Below are 19,405 nucleotides of genomic sequence, written 5' to 3'. Positions count from 1 at the left end.
CCATAGAGTGCTCTATGGTGACTCGCCTGCCGTCAGGCGTCAAGCCACGAACAGGCTGAGCAGTCCCTCGACCGAACGCACGATCACCCGGGCGGCGGCGCGTTCGGCGTGCGCGGCGTCGGCTCGTTCCGCCTCGTTCCGCCACCGGACGAGCGCGCTTTCGGCCGCGGCGTGGATCTCCGCCGGATCCGCGTCCGGTTCGAGACCGAGCCGTTCGGTCGGCGCGAGTCCCTGCGCGCCGAGCAGCCGGACGGCCTCCTCGGCGGTCTCCCCGGACAACGCCGTGCGGCCACCGCGGATACCCGCGATGAGCCGCAGCTCCCGGAAGTCGTGCGCGGCCGCGGCGAAGCGTTCGACGCGGGCGGCCAGCCGATCACCGTGCGGGAGCGGTTCCGCGGCGAGAAGGCCTTCCAAGCGCACCACCGCCGTACGCGCCTTCAGTGCTTCGGCCCGCGCGACGAAACACCCCGCGAGCGTGTCCCTCAGGTCGCCGAGACCGCTGCGGTGCACGAGTTCCGCCGAGAGTTTCAGCCTGCTCTCGCAACCGGTGCGGATCAGGGTGATCGCCAGCCGGACGCCGTAGAGCCCGAACCGCGACACCAGGTGCTTCCGTGATTCCGGCGAGACCCGCACCGGGAACGGATCGCCCACAAAGGAATCCACGGACAGGAGATACCGCTCCAGTTCCGGCCGGGAGACCGACGCCAGCGCGCGCAGCACTTCGAATTCGTCGTCCCGCAACGCTCGTCCCGCGTAGCCGAGCTGCCCGGCGACCGCGATGACGCCCTGGAATCCCGCGCAATCCGGGTTCTCGCGCCAAGCCCGGCGGGCCAGCTGTTTCGCGGTGAGCAAGGCGTCGATCCGGCCCGCGCCGACCTCGTCCGCCCTGCCGAGCACGAGCACCGAGTTCACCGCCGTCTGCCGCGCGAACGCCGAACCGCCCACCGGCCGGGTGCCGGCGAGTTCGTCGGGTTCGAGATGGCGCACCAACCGCACCGTCGCGTCGACGTGCTCGGCGAAGGCCGGTGTGTCGAACAGATCGATCTCGCGCAAGGCCCGCGTCGGCCATTCCGCCAGCGCCGAGACCAAAGTGGACTTCCCGGTTCCCGGCGTGCCGATGAAGCCGACGCGCAGTGGTTCGTCCAGCCGCTCCAGGCATTCCCGCAGCATCTCCACCGCGTGCGGGCGCTCCCGGTAGTGCGCCGCGGCCTCGTTCAGCAGTTCCCGGACATCGAGCGAGGTCACGCCGACAGCTCCCGGATATCACGGGCGGTCGCGCCCAAAGCTCCCGCCTTCCGGTGCAGGGCGGCCAGCCGGTCGATCTCCTTCTTGACCCGCTGGGTACGCCGGTCCCGCTCGGCGGAGCCGGCGATGATCAGTTCCCGTTGCCGCGTCAGCTCTTCCGAGAGCTGGTCGGACAGCGCGGCGAAATGGTCGCGCAGGCGCCGCTGCACCTGGCGGACCTCGTCCTTGATCTCCTTGCTGAACCGGATGAACACGTCGTCGACGTGGCGCTGCGCCGCGGCCTTCGCCAGCGCTTGGCGGCGCTGCAACCGCATCCCGCCCTCGTCGCGGACGCTCTTGGTGGCGAACGCGACACCGGCGCCGAGCGACACCGGGTTGATCAACGGCAGTCCGGCGAGACTGGTGACCAGGCCGAACATGAGCACACCGCCGTAGGAACCGCGCAAGCCGGTGAAGAGTTTCTGCCCGATCTTGAACCGCTCGATCTTGGGGGCGCCGACCTCGGGAATCGAGTCCACTCCGGACCCGGTCAGCGGCAGTTCCGGGGCGTGGCCGTAATGCGGCCCGAAAGTCGAGGCGACGGCTTGCGCGATCCACGCCGACCGGTCGGACACCCAGTTGTAGTTCGTCTCGACGGCCTCGGCGAGGTTCTCTTCCAGCCAGGTCTGGAAATCCGGCCAGATCTGCACCGGGTCGCCTTCGTCGAAGGTGCGGTCGACATGCCGCACGATCACCCGGGTCCGCTCGCGCAGGTCGTATTCGGCGTCGGAGATCAGATCGGTGATCTCGTCGGACAACATGTTCTGCCAGCGGACGTTCTGCCGCCGCAGCTCCTCCGTGCGCCGTTGCGCCTGGTGCAGCAGGGTGACCTGATCGACGCCGTTGTCCTGCGAGACGGCGTTCAGCCGGGTCTGCAGCGTCTCGACCAGTTCGACCGCCGCCGCGCGCACACTCACCGCGGCGGCGAGCGCGCGGGTGCGTTCGATGGGGCGCGCGGCCTGTTCTCCCACCCAGTTCAGGAGTTCCGGGAAACCGGACTGTCCGTTCAGTGCGGCGTCACCGGCTTTCGCGGCGGCTTGACGCACCGTCGCGGACACGGGGAAGACGTCGGCGACGACACCGGTCTCCGACAGCGCGGCCCGATTGCGGGCGGCGAGCTCCCGCCAGTCCGGGCTCGCGTCGATCTTGGTCAGCGCCAGCACCAGCGCCGGGCACCAGGTCCGGATATGCCTCGCCAGCGCGAGTTCGGCGGGCTGGAGTTCCTGTGTCGCGTCGGAGACGAGGATCACCGCGTGCGCGTCGGCGAGGACGTCGAGGGTGGCCGCCGTACGCGGGGACCGCGGATCCCCGATCGCCGGGGTGTCCACGAGCACCAGCCCCGTGCCGAGGAGTTCGCGCGGCAGGCCGACTTCGACCCGGCGCAGCGAACCGGGCGGCCGGACCTCGAGTTCCCTGGCGAGATCGCCGACCGGCACGTTCTCCCTGGCATGCCCGACCAGGACGGCGGCGGGGTCGGCGGCGTACCCGATCTCCGTGGGAACGGCGGGCGTACTCGCGTCCCCGACCGCGCAGACCGGCGCGTTCAGCAGCGCGTTGAGCAGGTAACCCTTGCCCTGTTTGGGAAAACCGACCACCGCGATCCGGGTGCCCGGCGCCCGCTGGTCCCGTCTGCGGCGGAGCCGTTCGGCCAGGTCGGCGCGACCGTGGGCGGCACAGGCGTCCAAGGTCTCGTTGAGCACGTCGAGCCAGGCGGGGGCTGTCACGGGGATGCAGTGTTCCCTTAACCAAGCGCGGAATCAATGTGGCATGGGCCAACACGCCATGCGGGCCCCGCGACCTGCTGCGGTCGCGGGGCCCTGACACAGAGCTGAAAAATGTTCGGATCAGCCGATGTGGATGTCGTTGTTCGACGCGATGTCGCCGGCACCGAGGTTGATGTCGCCCACGTGGCCGATGTTGTTGGCCACACCGGAGACGACGTCGTGCACGTCGTTGACGCCCGCGTGGTTCGCGACGTCGTTCACGACGTTGTCGGTGACATCGGTCGCGACGTTGTCGGTCACGTCGCTCGCGACGTTGCCGTTGCCGATGTCGTGCGCCTTGCCCGCGATGTCGTGCACCTTGGTGGTGACGTCCGCGACGTCGACGTGACCGATGGTGCTGGTCAGGTCGCCGACCTCGGAGAGGAAGTTCGGGGCGTCGCCCGCGACACCGTCGGCGCGCGGCAGGTCGCTGGTCAGGTCGCCGACGGCCGGGACCGAGTCGACGGCGGGCAGGGCGCCGGCGTCCACGGCCGGAACGCCGTGGGCCACGTCGGTCGCGGTGTCGAGGGCACCGGTGGCGAGGTCGCCGGCCTGGCCGACGGAAGCGGCGTCGAGGCCACGCGAAAGGTCGTCGGTCAGCCCGAAGCTGCCGACGGTGTTCTGCGCGAGGGCGGTCACCCCGGCGGCGGCGTTCGACACGTCGGTCACGTCGGAGACGGCCGGCACGGCGGACAGGCCGGGGACGTCGACCGGGAGGTCGCCGACGGCGGGCACGGCCGGGACGGCGGGCAGGTCGCCCAGCTCCGGCAGGCCCGGAACGGCCGGGACACCCGGGAGACCGGCCTCGGGCAGGCCCGGCAGGGCGCCGGCACCGGGGACGGCGACCGGCAGGCCGGCGGTCAGCGCGGTGAGCTGGTCGATCGCGCCCTGGACACCGTCGGCGCACTCGCCGTCGGTGCCGTTGACGGCGTTCGTGACGCCGCCGAAGCCCGCCAGGTTGTCGGCGGTGGCCGCGGTGGCTCCGGTGAGGTCGGTGGCGGTGCCGACCGGGACGAAGTCGAGCACCAGCGGGACGACCTCGTGCACGTCGGCGGCGTTGATGTCGCCGAGGCCGGCGTCGGCCAGCACCTGCTGCGGGTCGTTGGCGAACGCCGCGCGGGCCGCGGTGTCGTTCAGCAGGTTCAGCGTGAAGTCGTGCAGGGTCTGGACGGAACCCATGAAAGGACTCTCCTGGAGGTGTAGGTCGGTGGGGCGCGCCCAGCGGCCGGAGGGCACGGCTGAGCGCAGGTCACCGAAGTTAGTGAGCCGGTGCCCATGGGCACATCGGGGATCACTCCTGGTCGTCGCTCACTCAGCCAATAGGGGATCGGTATGACATCGTTAGGGCGTTAGGGGCTTAACCGAGACGCACTCGGTTGGGTTTAATGCCAACCCTCACCCGGATGGGTCAAGCCGTTCAGGTGAGTGGCCCTATCTGGTCCTAGGGGCTGGTCAAGCGAAGGAGGATGCTCGTTGCCCTACGTCCTCGGCATCGATATCGCCTCGACCCGCACCACCGCCGCCACCTGCGTGAACTCCGGCGACGGCTGGAGCGTGCCCGAGCCGTCGTGGCTCGGCGCGCGGGGCCCGGCGGCGGCGTCGGCGGTGTTCCTCGACGACGACGGCTACCTGCTCACCGGGGACGCCGCGGTCGAGGCAGGCCGGTCCGCGCCCGCCCGCCTGCTCACCGGGTTCCACGAACGGGTCGGCGACGACGTCCCCGTGATCGTCGGCGGCGAGCGGTTCCCCGCCGAATCCCTCAGCGCGGTCCTCGTCGACGCGGCGGTGGATCAAGCGGCCGAACGCTTCGGTGAGAAACCGCACCACATCGTGCTCACCCATCCCGTCGGCTGGGGTTCGTTCCGCCGGGACCTGCTGCGCCGGGCACTGGCCGAGGCCGGATTCCCCCGTGCCGCGCTGGTGGCGGCGCCCGTCGCCGCGCTGCACGCGTACCTCGCCCCGCACGGCGACGTCACCGCCGGCGTCTGCGAATTCGGCCCGGACGGCGCGGTCGTCACGATCGCCGCCGCCACCGTCAACGGCTGGCAACCGATCAAAACGCTGGAAGGTGTCGACCCCGCCGAGGCCGTCGGCAAGGTCTTCGAACTCGCGCACGGCGCCGGGATACCGCCGCAGGCGCTGGCGGGCATCGTGCTCTGCGGCGAAGCGCCGCCGGTCCCCGGCCGGACACCGTGCCCCGTCTTCGCGTCGAGCGACCCGGTGCTGACGGTGGCGACCGGCGCGGCCAACATCGCCGCGCGACGTGACCTTCCTCAACCCGGCGGGGCGGGATCGCACGCCGTCGCGACCATCGAAACCACCCTGCTTCCCCGGGTCGACACGCCCGAAGAGCTCACCGAGCGGCCCGAACGGCCGCCGGTGGACATCACCCCCTTCCCCTTGCCAGAACGCACCGGGGCGGCGAAACTGCTCAGCCGACGCAAGCCCCTCGTCGCCGGAGCCGCGGTCGTGGTGCTCGCCGCGACCACCCTGCTGCTCACCCTGACCACTCGAGAAGCCACCGCAGACAAGGGTCCCGAAGCCCCTCCCGCCACTTCGAGCTCGTGCGCGCCGCCCACCCCCGGTGCCACGCCGTCCACTCCCGAAGGTCGCTGTTGAACGCACTGCTCGACAAGCCCGGCATCATCCATCCGGGTGCCCGGAGCCTGCTCGACGAGGTGACCACCGCCCCGGAACTCCCGGTGCGGGTCACCGTCGTCGCCCCCGGCGGGCACGGCAAGACCCACCTGCTCGGCCTGCTCGGACGCCACTACGCGGAGGCGGGGGTCGAAGCGCTGCTGGTCGACGACGCCGATCAGCTCGACGACGACGAGCTCGCGAAGATCAAGGCACAGGCCGAAGAAACCACGGCGCCCGTGGTGCTGGCGTTCCGGCCGGCGGCGCGGACGACGACCCTGCGCGTACTGGCCGATTCCTTCGGCCGGTCGGTGACCTTGGGCGCTTTCGGCGTCGACGACGTCCGGCGGCTCGTCGAGTACGCCGGCGGCGACGCGGCCACCGCGGCGGAGGTCCACGCGAGAACCGGTGGTGTGCCGGGACTCGTGGTGCGCACGGTCACCGGGCGGCTCGCGGATTTCCGCGGCGAACTGGAGCAGCTGGACGACGACGTGCACCGCTACCTGATCGCGGCGGAAGCGGGCGCGGGCCGGAACCTCGATCTCCTTGCCGCGCTCCTCAACCGCGATCGCGAAGGGCTGCCCGAAGTCTTCGACAGCGCCAGGGCGACCGGTCTCCTCGGTGAGGACGACGTCCTGCTGCCGATCGCGGCCGAAGCCATCCGGACCTGGGGTTCGCCGGGCCGACGGCTGACGGTGCTGCAGCGGCTGGTGGAACTCCAGCTGCGGGACGGGCTTCCGGTGCTCGACCTCGCCCGGTCGTTGCTGGGCACGGGAAGTTCGGGCGCGAGCGCGGCGGCGGCCTTCGAAGCGGCCGCACGCGAGGCGATGCCCGACGACACGAAACTCGCGGCGCGGTTCTACGAGGCCGCGTCCGAGGCCGGTGGGCGCGGCGCGGCGCTCACCGTCGGCTGGGCGCACGCCGCGGCGCTGGCCGGGGACCTCGACACCGCACTGCGGCTCGGTGACGGCATGCTCGGCAGCACGTCGGACACGGACGCCAGGGCCGCGGGCGCCGAAGTGGCCGCGACCGTGCTGGCGCATCGCGGCGAACTGGCGCACAGCGCCGAGCTGTACCAATGGTCCGGGCGGGCGGCGTCGAAGGCGTTCGCCGCGATCGCGTTGCTGGGCACCGGAAAACTCGAAGCCGCCCGGGGTGTGCTGGAAACCCCCGAAGTGCCGACCCTGTTCGCCGGAGCCGCCTCGCGGATGGCGCGGGCGATCACCGATTCGGTGTCGGGTTGCGGCACCGAAACACTTTCCGCCTTGCTGGGCGCGGCTTCGATGCTGGAATCGGCGGGCGCGCCCGCGCCGCTCCCGGACAGTCCGGCGGCCCTCGCGGCGTTGGTGGGCCTGCATTCCGGCGAACTCGCGCTGGCCGAGTCGGTGCTGAACCGCGCGGAGAACGGCCGGATCGGTGGCGACCTGCTCGCGAAGCGGCACCGGCTGCTGCTCGGCTGGGTCGCGATGACCGCGGGCGACCTCAAGACGGCCGCCGAGGCACTGATGCCGCCGGACGGCCTCGAAGCGCGCGACGAACTCTTCGCCGCCACCCTGCAGCTGGGTCTGGCACGGCGAGCGAGCGATCTTCCCGGCCTGCAACGCTCCTGGGACCGCGCGTATCAGGCGTCGATGCGCCAGCAACCGGACCTGTATTCGCTGCTGCCGCTGGGAGAACTCGCGATCGCGGCCGCACGGGGCGGCGCGAGCGCCAAATTGGCCGGACAGCTGGAACGGGCACACGCCGTGCTCGACGCGCTCGGCAACCCTCCACTGTGGACAGCGACCCTGCGCTGGCACGAACTGCACGCCGCCATCACCGTCGAGGACCACGCGTCGGCAGGGGAACATCTGGCCGCGCTGACCGATTTCGCCCCCTGCGGCCGCTATCCCGCGGCCCTCGCCGCCGCCGCGACCGGCTGGCTCGCGGTCTTGACCGGGAGTTTCGATCCGGAATCGATCACCGCGTCCGCGTCGGAACTGCACGAACTCGGGCTCTGCTGGGACGCCTCCCGGCTGGCCGGGCAGGCGGCGATCCGGACCTCCGACCGGAAGGCGATGGTCCAGCTGCTCGAAGCGGCCCGGCAGTTCCAAGGCCGGGCACCGGAACCCGTCGCGGCCACCGGACTGAACGCCTTGAGCGAACGGGAACTGGAAGTCGCCCGCCTCGTCGTCGGCGGGCTGACGTACAAGCAGGCCGGGAGCGAACTGTTCATCTCGGGGAAGACCGTGGAACACCATATGGCGCGGATCCGCGGGAAACTCGGGGCCGGGGACCGGCGGGAACTGCTGGCGATGCTGCGGGAGTTGCTCGCGGTTGGCGAGGGTTGAGCAGTTGAACGCCTTCTACCACCTGTGCTTCGTCGTCCGGGATATCGGACAGGCGACCGAGGACCTCACCCGCACTCTCGGGGTGACCTGGAGCCCGGTCCGTGCGGGCACCCTCGGGGACTGGGACTACGAAATCGTGTTCTCGACCGGCGGGCCGCCGTTCTTCGAGGTGATCCAAGGGCCCGCCGGCAGTCCGTGGGACGCGACCGGCGGATCCCGCTTCGACCACATCGGCTACTGGTCCAAGGACGTCGTGGCGGACAAACAGCGGCTGGCGGACCGGGGCGCGCCGATCGAGTTCGACTCCTGCCCCTACGGGCGCTCCTTCACCTACCATCGGCTCGACAGCATCGGGGCCAGGATCGAACTGGTCGATCTCGCGGTCCAACCGGGATTTCGCGACGCTTGGGCGCGAGACGCGGCGGCGATGCCGCCGCTCGACCTCGACGACCCGGCCGCCGGTCCGTGACGGAGGAGCCGTCCATGTCCGTCCGCTTGAGCGCGGTCATCAGGACGCCGAACGGATATCTGCTCGCCCTACGGCAAGACCTTCCCGACGGCACCAGTCGCCATCTTCTGCCCGGCCGGCGGGTCGGCGACAGCGATCGGCCGTTCGACGAGGCCTTGCGGCTCGCCCTCCGCGAGCAGGCGAACCTCGACACGACCATCGGCGCGCTCATCGACATCGACAAGACCGGCGTCGACGACGAATACGTGTTCGTCGCGCACATCGACGGTGACGCCTCGATCCCGGAGCGGCTTCCTCCAGCGCCGAGCGGGTGTTCCTGGGACTGCGTCGAGCCCACCCCGGCCGCCATCCACGACGCCGGCTTCACGCCCAAGGGGATCGGCTATCTCCTCGCCGGCCACCTGCGACACGGCAGGCAGCCGTGGGCACTGGCCGATATCCGATCACGCCCGCCTGCCGCCCGCCGCCACCACAAGGGTCGCTGAGCCGTCACGGCGTCGCGAGCTCGACCCTCCGGTTGCGCTGTCGGCCCGCCCGCGTGTCGTTGGTGTCGACCGGCTCCGACTCACCCCGCCCGGACGCGTGCAGCCGGCCTGCGAGCGACCCGTCCTCCGCGACGAGGACGGCGATCACGGCCTGTGCCCGTCGCTCCGAGAGTCTCTGGTTGTACTCGTCGGTCCCTCGGGAATCCGTGTGCCCCACGACGTTCGTCGAAGGCCTCGCCCGCAGCGCCGGCACCACGGCGGCCAACGCCGACCGGGCCTCGGGTCGCACGGTCGCCGAATTGAAGTCGAACAGCAGGTCGCCGGTGAGCACGAGGGGCGGCGCGGGCGCCGGGGGCGGAGGTGGTGGAGGCGTGGGCACCCACCGGTGCTGCACGCGCCAGTGCCACCACATGTACTGGGTCGCCTGGCCGCTCAGCACCGCCTGGTCGGCGAACCGCCCGAACGACGTCCGGCTCATCTCGTTCTGCATCCAGATGTTCACCGTCGCGGTCCCGGCGGTCTGGTCGATCGCGTCGACCGTCGCGCGCAGGACGAACGACCCGATCGCGCAAGTGTGCAGTTCCCATGTCTCGATCCGCGGGAGGAGCGGCCCGACGGGGCCCGCCAGCCCGCGCCCGACCTCCCCGGCCACGTACGGGATGAACGCGTTGCGGCAGGTCGTCGGATCCGTGCCAGGAGGGTGGGGCACGGAGTTCGACGCCGCGGCGGGATCGTGCCCCGTCATGCCGGAACTCCACCCCGGCGTCGTGCGGTGCCTGGTGTCCCACTCCGCCGCGTTCTGTTCGAGGTGGTTCAGGAGCCACGCCTGGCCGTCGATCACCGGCTGCCACCCGCGGACGAGCACGGTGTACGGGTCGCTCTCCTCCATGACCCACACCCGCGGGGACGACAACGGCGAGAAGTACTCGTCGAGGATCGGGCCGACCGTCGTCCGCTGCACCACGATAGGGGCCTCGGCGGACATCTGGGCTCGCTGGACGGTCGCCTGGCGCTGCTCCCCTTCCGGGGAGGCGTCTTCGCCATGGCACGGGCACTCGTCGGCCGGGGTCGAGCCGCACCGCTGCACGGAGGCCGCGGGATCGACGGCCAACGCCGCGACGCCGCCCGCCACCGCAGCGTTGCCCGCCGCGCGCTGCAGCCGCAGGAGCGACGCGGGACCAAGCGACGCCAGCGAGGAGCGGTTCCCGGGCAGCGCGGGAAGATGCGCTCGCGCCACCGGCCCGCGGGTGGCCAGGGGTTCGGTTCCGGCGTCGGTCTGCGATCGGGCGGTTCGCAACGGCATGGGCCGGCCTCTCGTATGGTCACTCCATGGTGGCACCGGCCTGGTTGCCGCGTCGGTACCCCTGCGGGCAGCCATCCGGGCGCGGGCACGGGCCATTCGGGCAGCGAAGTCCGACGTGAGCGGGGGCCGATCGCGAGACGCTGGCGGCTCGCGGGGCGTGGCAACTCGTCAGCTCGGTGCCCGCGGCGACGCTGGGCCAGATCGACAGCGTCCTGGGGCGAAGAACTTCATCACCAGGTACGGCATCATCGTGCTCGGGTGAGTGGCCCGATTCGACATCGGCGCAGTGATCGGCGGTGGTGGCCTCCGCTCCCTGGCGGCCCGATGCCGAGCCGGCTCCTGCGCCTCCGCGCTCAACCACCGGCATACTTCGGCAGTGAACGATTTTCCGCAGGACGTGGAGACGCGCTACCGGCGTCTGGCCGCACAACGGCACTGGTCGCTGGAGACTGAAGCCGCGTTCCGGGCAAGCGTCGCTTGGTATCGGGCGTTCGACGAAAGCTCCGAGCTTCGCCAGTACTACGAGTACGTGGACCATGAAGGCCTGGTCGACGAAGGAGCTCGCTGGCTGTGGGAAGCGATCACGGTCAACGACGAGGCAGTGGCCATCAAACAAATCGAGCTGGATTCGTCCGGAACTGCTCACCGCTACTGCTGGCGGAACATCGAAGATGACGCCGGCGGACTCACCGATCGAGCACTCGACCTCGCCGATCCCGGCTTCACACCGATTTCCCGTTCTGCGTTCTACGCGCTCTGGGACAGCAGCACCGGCAAGTGAAGCCGATACGAGTCAGGTGGGGTTGGTCGCGGCGACCGAGGCGACATGCGGCATGAGCGGACGTTCACTCGTCGCGATGGCGCGAAACGAGGTCGGTCAGTCGCGAATCACCCAGGAGATACGGGCACTGGCGCCTCACTGTGGCGTCCGCCTGCCCTCAGAGCCGGCACCCCGGGTGTCCTCTTCCCACGAGCTCAGCATCGGCCAGAGTATCGACGAGGTCGGCGTCGGAAGTTCCCCGCACATCCCGCTCGGGTACGTGTCGCGGCCGGCGACTCGAACGGAGGAAAGCTCGATCCGATAGAGCAGCCCTCGCCCGTCGAAACAGTCGAGCCAGCCCTCAGCCGTGCTCGTCGCCGATCACCGGCTCGCGCCGCCAACACTTCTCGGTCTTCCAGCAGTCCGGGGTAGTCGCCGCTCCCCTCCCCATTCACTCGGTGACCGCATCTCAACATGAACAAACGGTCGTCACTGGCCCGTTCACTCTCCGCGTAAATTCGATCACGATCTCGATCGCATTCGAACGCGCGTTCGACTATGATCATGGGCATGACCACAACTCTCGCTTATAACCCGAAAGCCGCTCGCTTTCTTGACGCCGCGTTCGACGAAGAGCTTTCCCTTCGACGAACGCAGGGGCGTCAGGTACGAGCGTTAGCCGACTTCGCCGCTCGCGGTGGATCACGAAGATCCGTGACCGAGGAGGTCGCCTTGCGCTTCTCGGTCACCCGCAATCACGCGTACCTGCTCGTCGAGACCTCGTGCGCTCTGGTCGCCCGCCTGCCGAACACGCTGGCGGCGTTGGATCGTGGCGATATCGACCTGTACAAGGCTTCCAAGGTCATGCAGCTGACCCGGGCAGTGTCGGACGAAGTCGCGGCGCAGGTCGACGCCTGGCTGACCAAACGTCTCGCCGATCGCGATCCCGGCGCGATCCGGGGCTCGGTGAGACACGCCGTGCAGAAATTCGATCCCGACGGCTATCGCGAACGAGCGGCGAAGAAACGCGCGTTGCGGCATATCTCGTTGGAACACGACGACGAGACCATGTCCACACTCTCAGGCCACCTTCCCACGGAAGTCGCCAGTTCCATCTACGCCTCAATGAGCCGCGCCGCGCGAGCCCGGCGGAACAAGGACAAATCCCGGACGCTCGACCAGCATCGCGCCGATATCTTCGCCGAACGACTGCTGGCGGAGAACGGCCGGGGAAAGCCCCGGGCCCATATCCATGTCTACGTCGATTTCTTGACACTCGTCGGTGCGCGCGATGATCCCGCGACACTCGCCGGGTACGGTCCCATTCCCGACTGGCTGGTCCGCGAAATCGCGTCCGACCCCGCATCGACCTGGTCTCGGCTGATCACCGACTCCGCCACAGGCCAGTTGCTCGAGGCGGGCGGCGACAAGTACCGATCACCGGCGTCCTTGGCCCGCTTGATCAAGGCGAGGGACCGCGAGTGCACCCAACCGGGCTGTCATCTGCCGGCCGAGGCCTCCGAGATCGACCATATCGTCGCGCGGGCTCGCGGCGGAAAGACCAATCATCACAACTGTCACGTCCACTGCAAGAACCACAACCTGCTCAAAGAGGAACCCGGGTGGTCGGCCGTGCCCACCGGCGACGGCGGAATGATCATCACCACGCCGAGCGGCCATACCTACGAGACGACGCCAGAGTCGTTCCACGAACCACGCACGGGCCCCGAGGACGATGAACCTCAGACCTGAGCACGGAAACGGATGGCCGCAGGGGCTTGCCAAAACGCCCCGACGCCTTCGCGGCCCGCCATGTCCGACGCCCGATGGCTGCGGACATCAGGCCCTTGTCCGCAATGCCTTCCAGGCCGCCCTGACCACCCGACGGGAAGGATCCTCGACCATCGACCTCACCGGCTCGACCGGAACCGCATCCAAAATCCGAAGTGCCCCAACGGCTTGAGCCCGCACCCTGGCCACGGGATGCCTCAGCAACGGATAGAGCAGTTGCCCGTCCTCTTCCCGCCCCGACTCGGCGAGCCCCGCGATGGCGCCGAGAGAAGGGTTCGCACCGGAAACCGCCGACCGGTACCAGTCGACAGCGTCGACACCCGTTCGGCGGGCAGCATCCCGTGCGAGCGCGCGGATCAGCGTGGAACTGTCGTCCAGCAGACCGGCGATTTCCTCCCAGTGGCCGAGGCGCGCGAGTCCGGTCAGTGCGCTGATCCGCACCTCGCCGTGGCGGCAGGCGGCCAGCTTGCGCAGGGCGTCCACGCGACCGGTCCACACGGCCTCGCGGGCGACGGCCTCACCGGCTCGGGCGCGGATGCTCTTGTCGGGATTCGTCAGGGCAAGCCGAATCAGCTCATCGAGTTTCAGATCACCACGCCGAGTTCTGACCTCGAACGCGAACCTCGACACCGCTGAGTTCACCGAGCACATCAGCTGTTCGAGCACCGCCACTGGGGCGTCGTACGCAGCCGCGTACAACTGCTGCACGCCGAAGCCCCCGCGACGACGGCGTCGAAGGTGAATCATCGTTTCGGCGGCGGGCCGTAAATACGTCGACGGATCATCGTGCAGCAGCCGGACGACACCCATGCGGGCGACGTCGCGGACCGGCGACGCCCAGTCCGTCATGCGCACCAGCAGGAACGGAAGCATCTCCGGGCGCGGGCTCGCCAGCATCCTCGTGACTGCCAGCTCCCGGATCCGGCCGTTGCCGTGCGAAGCGGCGATCGCGGTCGTCAACGGCCCGGCCTCACCTGTCATGAGTCGGTGACCGGCGTCGACCAAGGCCCGGTGATACCGGAAGTGCACGTCGAGAGTCGGGACGAGCGCAGGTGTCGCGGTGATCGTCGCGAAGGCGGCCGTGATTTCGGAGGCGTCGCCGGACTTGTCGGCGCGCACGAGCGCATCGACAAGCACGCCGACGTCGTGTCCCCGGCTCTCCAGAGTTTCCCGGAGTGCCTCGGCCACAGACTTCCTTTTCCCGAAGATCACCTGGTGATCCTCTCCCATCACCCGCCCACCGCGCTCATCCTTTTCGCGGGTAGACGCCCGGACGCAGGACGCGTAGGAACAAGAGAATGGCTGAGGAAAGGTCCAGACGAGTTTTCCTGTCCACGTCGGCCGCGCTCTCGGCGGCCGCCCTGTCATCGACGGCTCTCCCCCAGGCCGCCGGCGCCGAGGTCCCGGCCGTCACCGAAGAACCCGGCGAACGGCTCACCCCTCAACGACCCGACGCGGAACTCCGGGCGATCCTCCGGGAGATCGACGAGCACCGCATCGAGGCCACCGTACGCAGACTCGCGGCCTTCGGAACCCGGCACACGTTGTCCTCGCAGACCGATCCCGTCCGGGGAATCGGCGCCGCCCGCGACTGGATCCTCGCGGAGATGACGAAATCCGCCGAACGATCGGGCGGCCGGATGACGGTCCGGCTGCAGTCGTATCTGCAGCAGCCCGCTCCGCCCCGGATCCCGGTCGCGACCACGATCACCAACGTCGTCGCCACCTTGCGCGGCTCCACCACCCCGGAACGGGTTTACGTCGTGTCCGGCCACTACGACTCGCGGTGCTCTGATCCGCTCGACGCGACGAAGGACGCGCCGGGTGCCGACGACGACGCCTCCGGGGTGGCCGTCGCGATGGAGCTCGCCCGGGTGCTCGCCACTCGCCGTCCGGCCGCGACCATCGTGTTCGCCGCCGTCGCCGGTGAGGAACAGGGCCTGTTCGGCGCACGGCACATGGCCACGCTGTTCAAGACGGCGGGCACGAACGTGCAGGCGATGTTCACCAACGACATCGTCGGATCGAGCCGGGCGGACGACGGGACGCGGGATCCGCGCACGATCCGCTTGTTCGCCGAGGGCGTGCCGACGTCGGAAACGCCGGCGCAGGCCGACATCCGGCGCGCGGTCGGCGGGGAGAACGATTCGCCCTCCCGGCAGCTGGCGCGGTTCGTGCGGTCGGTCGCGGACAACGAAGCGACCGGCATGACCGTGCGGGTCATTTACCGGCGCGACCGCTACCTCCGGGGCGGCGACCACATCCCGTTCCTGGAGCAGGGATATCCGGCCGCGCGGTTCACCGAACCGCACGAGGACTACGCCCATCAGCACCAGGACGTCCGGGTGGAGAACGGCAAGCGGTTCGGCGATCTGCCCGAGTTCTGCGACTTCCCGTTCATCGCCAGGGTCGCGCGGGTCAACGCCGCGACGATGTGGTCGCTGGCGACCGCGCCCGGTACCCCGGAAGACGTCCGGATCCGGACGAACCGCCTCACGAACGAGACGGATCTGGTGTGGCGGCGCGGAACAGACCCCGACCTCGCCGGCTACGAGGTCGTCTGGCGGGAGACGACGGCGGCCGACTGGACGCACGTCGTCAGGGTCGGCGACACGACCGAGGCTAAGGTGGATCTGTCGAAGGACAATGTGTTCTTCGGTGTCCGCGCGGTCGGGAAGAACGGTCACCGCGGGCCGGTCGCGTTTCCGACACCCTCAAGTTGACGAGACCCTCAAGTTGATGACACTGAGCTGATGCCACGATGACAATCACCCCCGGCGACCTCGACGCCGCGATCACGAGTGTGGTCGGCGAACTCCGCCAGGCGTCGGGCCGTGACTGGTCGGCGGCACCGGGCACCGGCGAGCTGAACGCCTGGCGCACGGCCGAGCACCTCGGCGACTGCCTCATCTCCTATGCGGGCCTGTTGATCGCGCGGCCGTCGACACCGCGTTTCGTCTGCTTCGAATCCGTCGCCGACCAGGCCGCGACGCCGTCGGAGATGCTGGAGTTCGTCACGGTCGCCGGCGGCATCCTGGGTGCCACGCTCCGCACGGTGGCGCCGGAAGTCCGCGCGTACCACCCGAGCGGCCGTGCCGACCTCGAAGGTTTCGCCGGGATGGGCTGTGTCGAAGTCCTGGTCCACGGCGAGGACATGGCCAGGGGACTCCGGGTCACCCTCGATCCGCCGCGCGACGTCTGTTCGCGAGTGCTCGCGCGGATGTTCCCGGAAGTGGACGTCGCCGGCGTCGATCCCTGGACGGCGTTGCTGTGGGCGACGGACCGGACGGAGCTGCCGGGACGGCCGTCGCGCTCCGGCTGGCAATGGCGCGGCGCACCTCTGGACGACTGACCGCCTGGCCGGGCGGAGATGCATCAATCGCCCGTTCAGCGAGCCCTGAAGGCCACAACAGCGGCTTGAGCACCGTTCCGCCACGCCACGGCTGGCTCGTCGACCGGCCCGGCCTTCAAGGCCCGCAGGTGCCACGCGGCGGGAGGATGCCATTCCGCCGAAGGCGAATCGCCGAACAGCCGGGCCCGTTCCACCACGGCCGGGCCCAGCACCGGATCCGCCGCGGCCTGATCCCACCAGGCGCCCCAGGAGCCGTCATCGCTCTCGGACACCACGGTTTCCCCTTCCGGCATGTCGTCCACGTTGGCCACGAACCCGCCCGCCCGCACCAGCCCGGCGAGTTCGGCGTACAAGGCCGTCAATCGGTCCGGTGGCAGGTAGTGCAGCGCCATGACCGCCAGTACGGCGTCGTAGCCGCTGTCCGGCAACAAGGCGGTCCAGCCCGGATCACGCAGATCGGCCCGGACCACCTCCACCGAGGACGGGAGCGACGCACCGGCGATCGCCAGCATCACCGGGTCGAGATCGACCAGGGTGACCTCCGCCTCGGGCATACGCGCGAGCAGACGAGAGCAGAGAGTGCCCGTGCCGCCACCCACGTCCAGCACCCTCGGCGCCCGGCCGTCGCGGTGCGCCGCGATCAGGTCGATCATCCACTCGATGGCCTGCTCGCGTCCTGGCTGATATCCCGCCATGAGGCGATCCCAGCTGTCACTCCAGTCCCCAGTGCTCATATCGGCAATGATAATCGATATCAGCAATCGAGCAGTGCGTCACGGACCGTCTCCAGGCAGTGAGCGGGGTACGGCCGATCGGCGCAACTTGGCCACTGAAGCGTTTGCCGCCACGGAGTCCGGGAACTTTTCCGGTATGTCCAGATGGCGAACCACCAGCAGGAGCAACACCGCCGTGCGCGTCATCACCGGCATCGGCGCGCTGTTCGCTTTCATCGAGCTGCTGTACATGGTGATGGTGCTCGCGGGAGCCAACGCGGGCAACGGTTTCTACGTCTTCATCCAGGCGCTCGCCAGGCCGCTGGCGTTGTTCTGGCCGGGCCTCTTCCCGGTGAGTGACCCGAATCTCGCGGTCATCCTCGATTACGGCCTGGCCGCGGCGTTCTGGGTGATCCTGGCGGGTGTGATCGCCCGTTTCGCGGCCCGCTGACCCCCTGCGGCGGCGATCGGCGTCCCGTTCGGCGACACTGGACGGATGAGCGACGGCAGATGGTTCGACCTGAACCCGCTTCCCGAGCTGTTCGGCCTGGCCGCCGCCGGGCGGGCGCTGTTGCCGAACGTGCCCGTGACCCCGGCCGCGTTCCTGAAGACCGTGACCGAGCAGCTGGTCGGCCGGAGGCTGACGGCCAAGGTGGACGGGCACGACGTCGGTCTCACCCTGACCGGGATCGACTACCAGGCCGACAGCCTCAGCCTGGCCGCCACCGGCCGGGTCGGCGACGTGCGGATCGTCGTCGAGGACGTCGACTGGCCGGAAACCCCGCTGGAACGCATCACCGTGCTGGCGTCGAACGTCCGCCTACGCTCGCTCCCCTCCCCGGCCGCCATTCCCGAACAGGTGAAGATGGCGATCCGCGTATCCCCGGAAGTCCTCCAGTCACGCGTGGCCGAAGTCCGGCCGGGCATCATCGTGACCCCCGGCGACGACGGACATTTCCACATCCGCTGGGAAAAGCGGCCCCGCTGGGGACATCTCGCCCTGGAGTCCACTGTGGAGCACGACGCCGTCGTCCTCCGGCCGATGTCCGTCCACATCGGACGCCGCCGGTTCGGCCCGCCGTCCCGGCTCAAACCGATCGTGCTGCCGCTGCCCGAACTCCCGCAAGGGATCCGGCTCACGGCGGTCGAAGCGCACGACGGTCATCTGGTCCTGCACGCGCTCGCCGAGGAGTGGCCGGAGAAGCTGTCCACCATCCCGCTCGGCGACCTGCTTGGCTGGGTGACGACAGCGGTGACCACGTTGACCCTGCCGAGACTCGGCGGACGTTGACCGGCGATGGCCCTCGCCGCGGCGACGAGGGCCATCATCGGGTCAGCTGTGCAACGCGCCCTGCGCGACGCGCACCGCGGGCGCGGCCGGCTTCGCCGCGGTGGTTGCGGATTCCGCCTCGGTCACGGCGGACGACCGCACGAGACCGGCCGACTTCCCGCACACCTTCTTCTTCTCTTCCGAGGTCATCTTCTTGCCGACGGTCCTGGTCTGGCCGACGACACCGGGCGCCGGGCCCTCACCGCTGAAGTTCCAGACGTACCACTGGTGGTGGCCCCATCGGCGCTTGTCGTACCACATGTCGTAAGAGCCGTAGCCCACGCGCATCACCGGAGAGCGGTCCAGACCCGCCCAATAGCCCGGATTCACCTCGATCCGGGTCTCGACGCTCTCGCTGGTCTCCCAGCCCCACTCCTGGCCCCACGTGCGCTTGTAGGCGACCGTCCACTGCACGAGGAACTCGAAGCCCGCGCTCACGCTGAGCTCGTTCGACACCGTGTTCTTCCCGCTGCGGGTGTCGCGTTTCCCGATCACCTGGGTGATCTTGTTGGCACTGCAGTTGAAGACCGTGTCCACCCGCCCCCAGTCACCGTAGAAATCCTGACCGCGCTGGTCGACGTGGGCGTTGCAGGTCTTGGTGGCGCGGCCGCAGTCCTTGAGCAGTTCGGCGCGGGACGGCCCGCGCGAGTACACGACGGAGCTGCCGAGGTCGTTCATGTTCGACCCGTAGTTGGCGCTGTCGTTGGCGTACCACTCCTGACTGGCGCCCTGGTATTCGGCGTGCTCGTACATCGTGATGTAGCAGTTGTTGAAGGTCTTGAACGAGGAGATCCTGTCGTTCCAGGCACCGAGGAAGCCGACGGTCTGGTTGGTCCCCTCGACACACGGCGATCCGGTGACCGCGACGCTCGCGCCGCCGAAGTTCGCGTGTTCGTAGAGCACGCTGATCACCGTCGCGGACGCGCCGACCTCGCCCGCGGACGCCGCCGCGAGGGATTCCTCGGCGCTGCCGAAGCACCGGAACGCTCCGGTGGCCGTGTCGGCGACGCAGTGTTCGTCGCGCTGTCCGGCGTTCGCCGGGACACCGCCGGCGAGACACATCACCACAGCGGCCAGGAAGGCCGCCCCGAGTCTGTACTTGTGCACGTCTGAACTCCCTGTGGAAACGGAATACCGACCACGACCGGATCGGCCTCACGAGTCCACCACGGGGAAACCGGTTTGCCC

The 19,405-nt window shown here is 69.6% G+C and carries 17 protein-coding genes; 10 read left to right on the top strand and 7 right to left on the bottom strand.

Features of this window, described 5'->3' with window-relative positions:
* Positions 1 to 39: 39 nt before the first annotated feature.
* The 3 genes from ACFWIW_RS03915 to ACFWIW_RS03905 form a co-directional block, all read right to left on the bottom strand.
* Positions 40 to 1,245 (bottom strand): GTPase, encoded by a 1,206-nt coding sequence (locus ACFWIW_RS03915; protein ID WP_378367004.1) that lies wholly within the window; start codon positions 1,243 to 1,245, stop codon positions 40 to 42.
* Positions 1,242 to 3,008 (bottom strand): dynamin family protein, encoded by a 1,767-nt coding sequence (locus tag ACFWIW_RS03910; protein WP_378367003.1) that lies wholly within the window; start codon positions 3,006 to 3,008, stop codon positions 1,242 to 1,244. The genes ACFWIW_RS03915 and ACFWIW_RS03910 overlap by 4 nt, the downstream gene beginning before the upstream one ends.
* 120 nt (positions 3,009 to 3,128) lie before the next feature.
* Positions 3,129 to 4,226, bottom strand: a complete 1,098-nt coding sequence (locus ACFWIW_RS03905) for an IniB N-terminal domain-containing protein (RefSeq protein ID WP_378367002.1) — start codon at positions 4,224 to 4,226, stop codon at positions 3,129 to 3,131.
* Between the two features lie 294 nt (positions 4,227 to 4,520).
* Between ACFWIW_RS03905 and ACFWIW_RS03900 the strand changes: the two genes are divergently transcribed.
* From ACFWIW_RS03900 to ACFWIW_RS03885, 4 genes are read left to right on the top strand one after another with little or no spacing between them, the layout of a single operon-like run.
* On the top strand, positions 4,521 to 5,666 hold the full coding sequence (locus ACFWIW_RS03900; RefSeq protein WP_378367001.1) for a molecular chaperone DnaK: 1,146 nt from the start codon (positions 4,521 to 4,523) through the stop codon (positions 5,664 to 5,666).
* Positions 5,663 to 8,014: a LuxR C-terminal-related transcriptional regulator gene (locus tag ACFWIW_RS03895; protein WP_378367000.1), complete on the top strand. Its 2,352-nt coding sequence runs from the start codon at positions 5,663 to 5,665 to the stop codon at positions 8,012 to 8,014. The genes ACFWIW_RS03900 and ACFWIW_RS03895 overlap by 4 nt, the downstream gene beginning before the upstream one ends.
* A 4-nt stretch (positions 8,015 to 8,018) precedes the next feature.
* A complete protein-coding gene (locus ACFWIW_RS03890; protein ID WP_378366999.1) occupies positions 8,019 to 8,483 on the top strand; it encodes a VOC family protein in 465 nt (154 codons plus the stop codon).
* Between the two features lie 14 nt (positions 8,484 to 8,497).
* The gene (locus tag ACFWIW_RS03885; RefSeq protein WP_378366998.1) at positions 8,498 to 8,968 is read left to right on the top strand and encodes a hypothetical protein; all 471 of its coding nucleotides are present in this window, start codon (positions 8,498 to 8,500) and stop codon (positions 8,966 to 8,968) included.
* Positions 8,969 to 8,972: 4 nt separating this feature from the next.
* Here the strand turns inward: ACFWIW_RS03885 and ACFWIW_RS03880 are convergent, their stop codons facing one another.
* Positions 8,973 to 10,271 carry an OmpA family protein gene (locus ACFWIW_RS03880; RefSeq protein ID WP_378366997.1) on the bottom strand — a complete coding sequence of 433 codons (1,299 nt, stop codon included), beginning with the start codon at positions 10,269 to 10,271 and terminating at the stop codon, positions 8,973 to 8,975.
* Positions 10,272 to 10,647: 376 nt separating this feature from the next.
* Between ACFWIW_RS03880 and ACFWIW_RS03875 the strand changes: the two genes are divergently transcribed.
* The gene (locus tag ACFWIW_RS03875; RefSeq protein WP_378366996.1) at positions 10,648 to 11,052 is read left to right on the top strand and encodes a hypothetical protein; all 405 of its coding nucleotides are present in this window, start codon (positions 10,648 to 10,650) and stop codon (positions 11,050 to 11,052) included.
* 549 nt (positions 11,053 to 11,601) lie between these two features.
* Positions 11,602 to 12,783 carry a DUF222 domain-containing protein gene (locus ACFWIW_RS03870; protein WP_378366995.1) on the top strand — a complete coding sequence of 394 codons (1,182 nt, stop codon included), beginning with the start codon at positions 11,602 to 11,604 and terminating at the stop codon, positions 12,781 to 12,783.
* Positions 12,784 to 12,870: 87 nt separating this feature from the next.
* Here ACFWIW_RS03870 and ACFWIW_RS03865 read toward each other — a convergent pair whose 3' ends face one another.
* Complete coding sequence (locus ACFWIW_RS03865; RefSeq protein WP_378366994.1) at positions 12,871 to 14,010, bottom strand: HEAT repeat domain-containing protein; 1,140 nt, start codon at positions 14,008 to 14,010, stop codon at positions 12,871 to 12,873.
* 110 nt (positions 14,011 to 14,120) lie between these two features.
* Here ACFWIW_RS03865 and ACFWIW_RS03860 point away from each other — a divergent pair, with 110 nt between their 5' ends.
* Together ACFWIW_RS03860 and ACFWIW_RS03855 are read left to right on the top strand one after the other, a co-directional pair.
* On the top strand, positions 14,121 to 15,545 hold the full coding sequence (locus ACFWIW_RS03860) for a M20/M25/M40 family metallo-hydrolase (protein WP_378366993.1): 1,425 nt from the start codon (positions 14,121 to 14,123) through the stop codon (positions 15,543 to 15,545).
* A gap of 38 nt (positions 15,546 to 15,583) precedes the next feature.
* On the top strand, positions 15,584 to 16,174 hold the full coding sequence (locus tag ACFWIW_RS03855; protein ID WP_378366992.1) for a hypothetical protein: 591 nt from the start codon (positions 15,584 to 15,586) through the stop codon (positions 16,172 to 16,174).
* A gap of 35 nt (positions 16,175 to 16,209) precedes the next feature.
* Here ACFWIW_RS03855 and ACFWIW_RS03850 read toward each other — a convergent pair whose 3' ends face one another.
* On the bottom strand, positions 16,210 to 16,908 hold the full coding sequence (locus ACFWIW_RS03850; protein ID WP_378366991.1) for a class I SAM-dependent methyltransferase: 699 nt from the start codon (positions 16,906 to 16,908) through the stop codon (positions 16,210 to 16,212).
* Between the two features lie 175 nt (positions 16,909 to 17,083).
* On the opposite strand from ACFWIW_RS03850, the gene ACFWIW_RS03845 reads away from it, so the two are divergent.
* On the top strand, positions 17,084 to 17,338 hold the full coding sequence (locus ACFWIW_RS03845) for a hypothetical protein (protein ID WP_378367193.1): 255 nt from the start codon (positions 17,084 to 17,086) through the stop codon (positions 17,336 to 17,338).
* A 45-nt stretch (positions 17,339 to 17,383) separates the two neighbouring features.
* Positions 17,384 to 18,178 carry an LmeA family phospholipid-binding protein gene (locus ACFWIW_RS03840; protein WP_378366990.1) on the top strand — a complete coding sequence of 265 codons (795 nt, stop codon included), beginning with the start codon at positions 17,384 to 17,386 and terminating at the stop codon, positions 18,176 to 18,178.
* 42 nt (positions 18,179 to 18,220) lie between these two features.
* Here the strand turns inward: ACFWIW_RS03840 and ACFWIW_RS03835 are convergent, their stop codons facing one another.
* Positions 18,221 to 19,324 (bottom strand): peptidase inhibitor family I36 protein, encoded by a 1,104-nt coding sequence (locus ACFWIW_RS03835; RefSeq protein ID WP_378366989.1) that lies wholly within the window; start codon positions 19,322 to 19,324, stop codon positions 18,221 to 18,223.
* Positions 19,325 to 19,405: the final 81 nt, after the last annotated feature.

Origin of the sequence: Amycolatopsis sp. NPDC058340, from assembly GCF_042723975.1 — a bacterium.
In the GTDB taxonomy this organism is placed as follows: domain Bacteria; phylum Actinomycetota; class Actinomycetes; order Mycobacteriales; family Pseudonocardiaceae; genus Amycolatopsis.
This window is presented reverse-complemented; position numbering and strand designations above follow the sequence as displayed.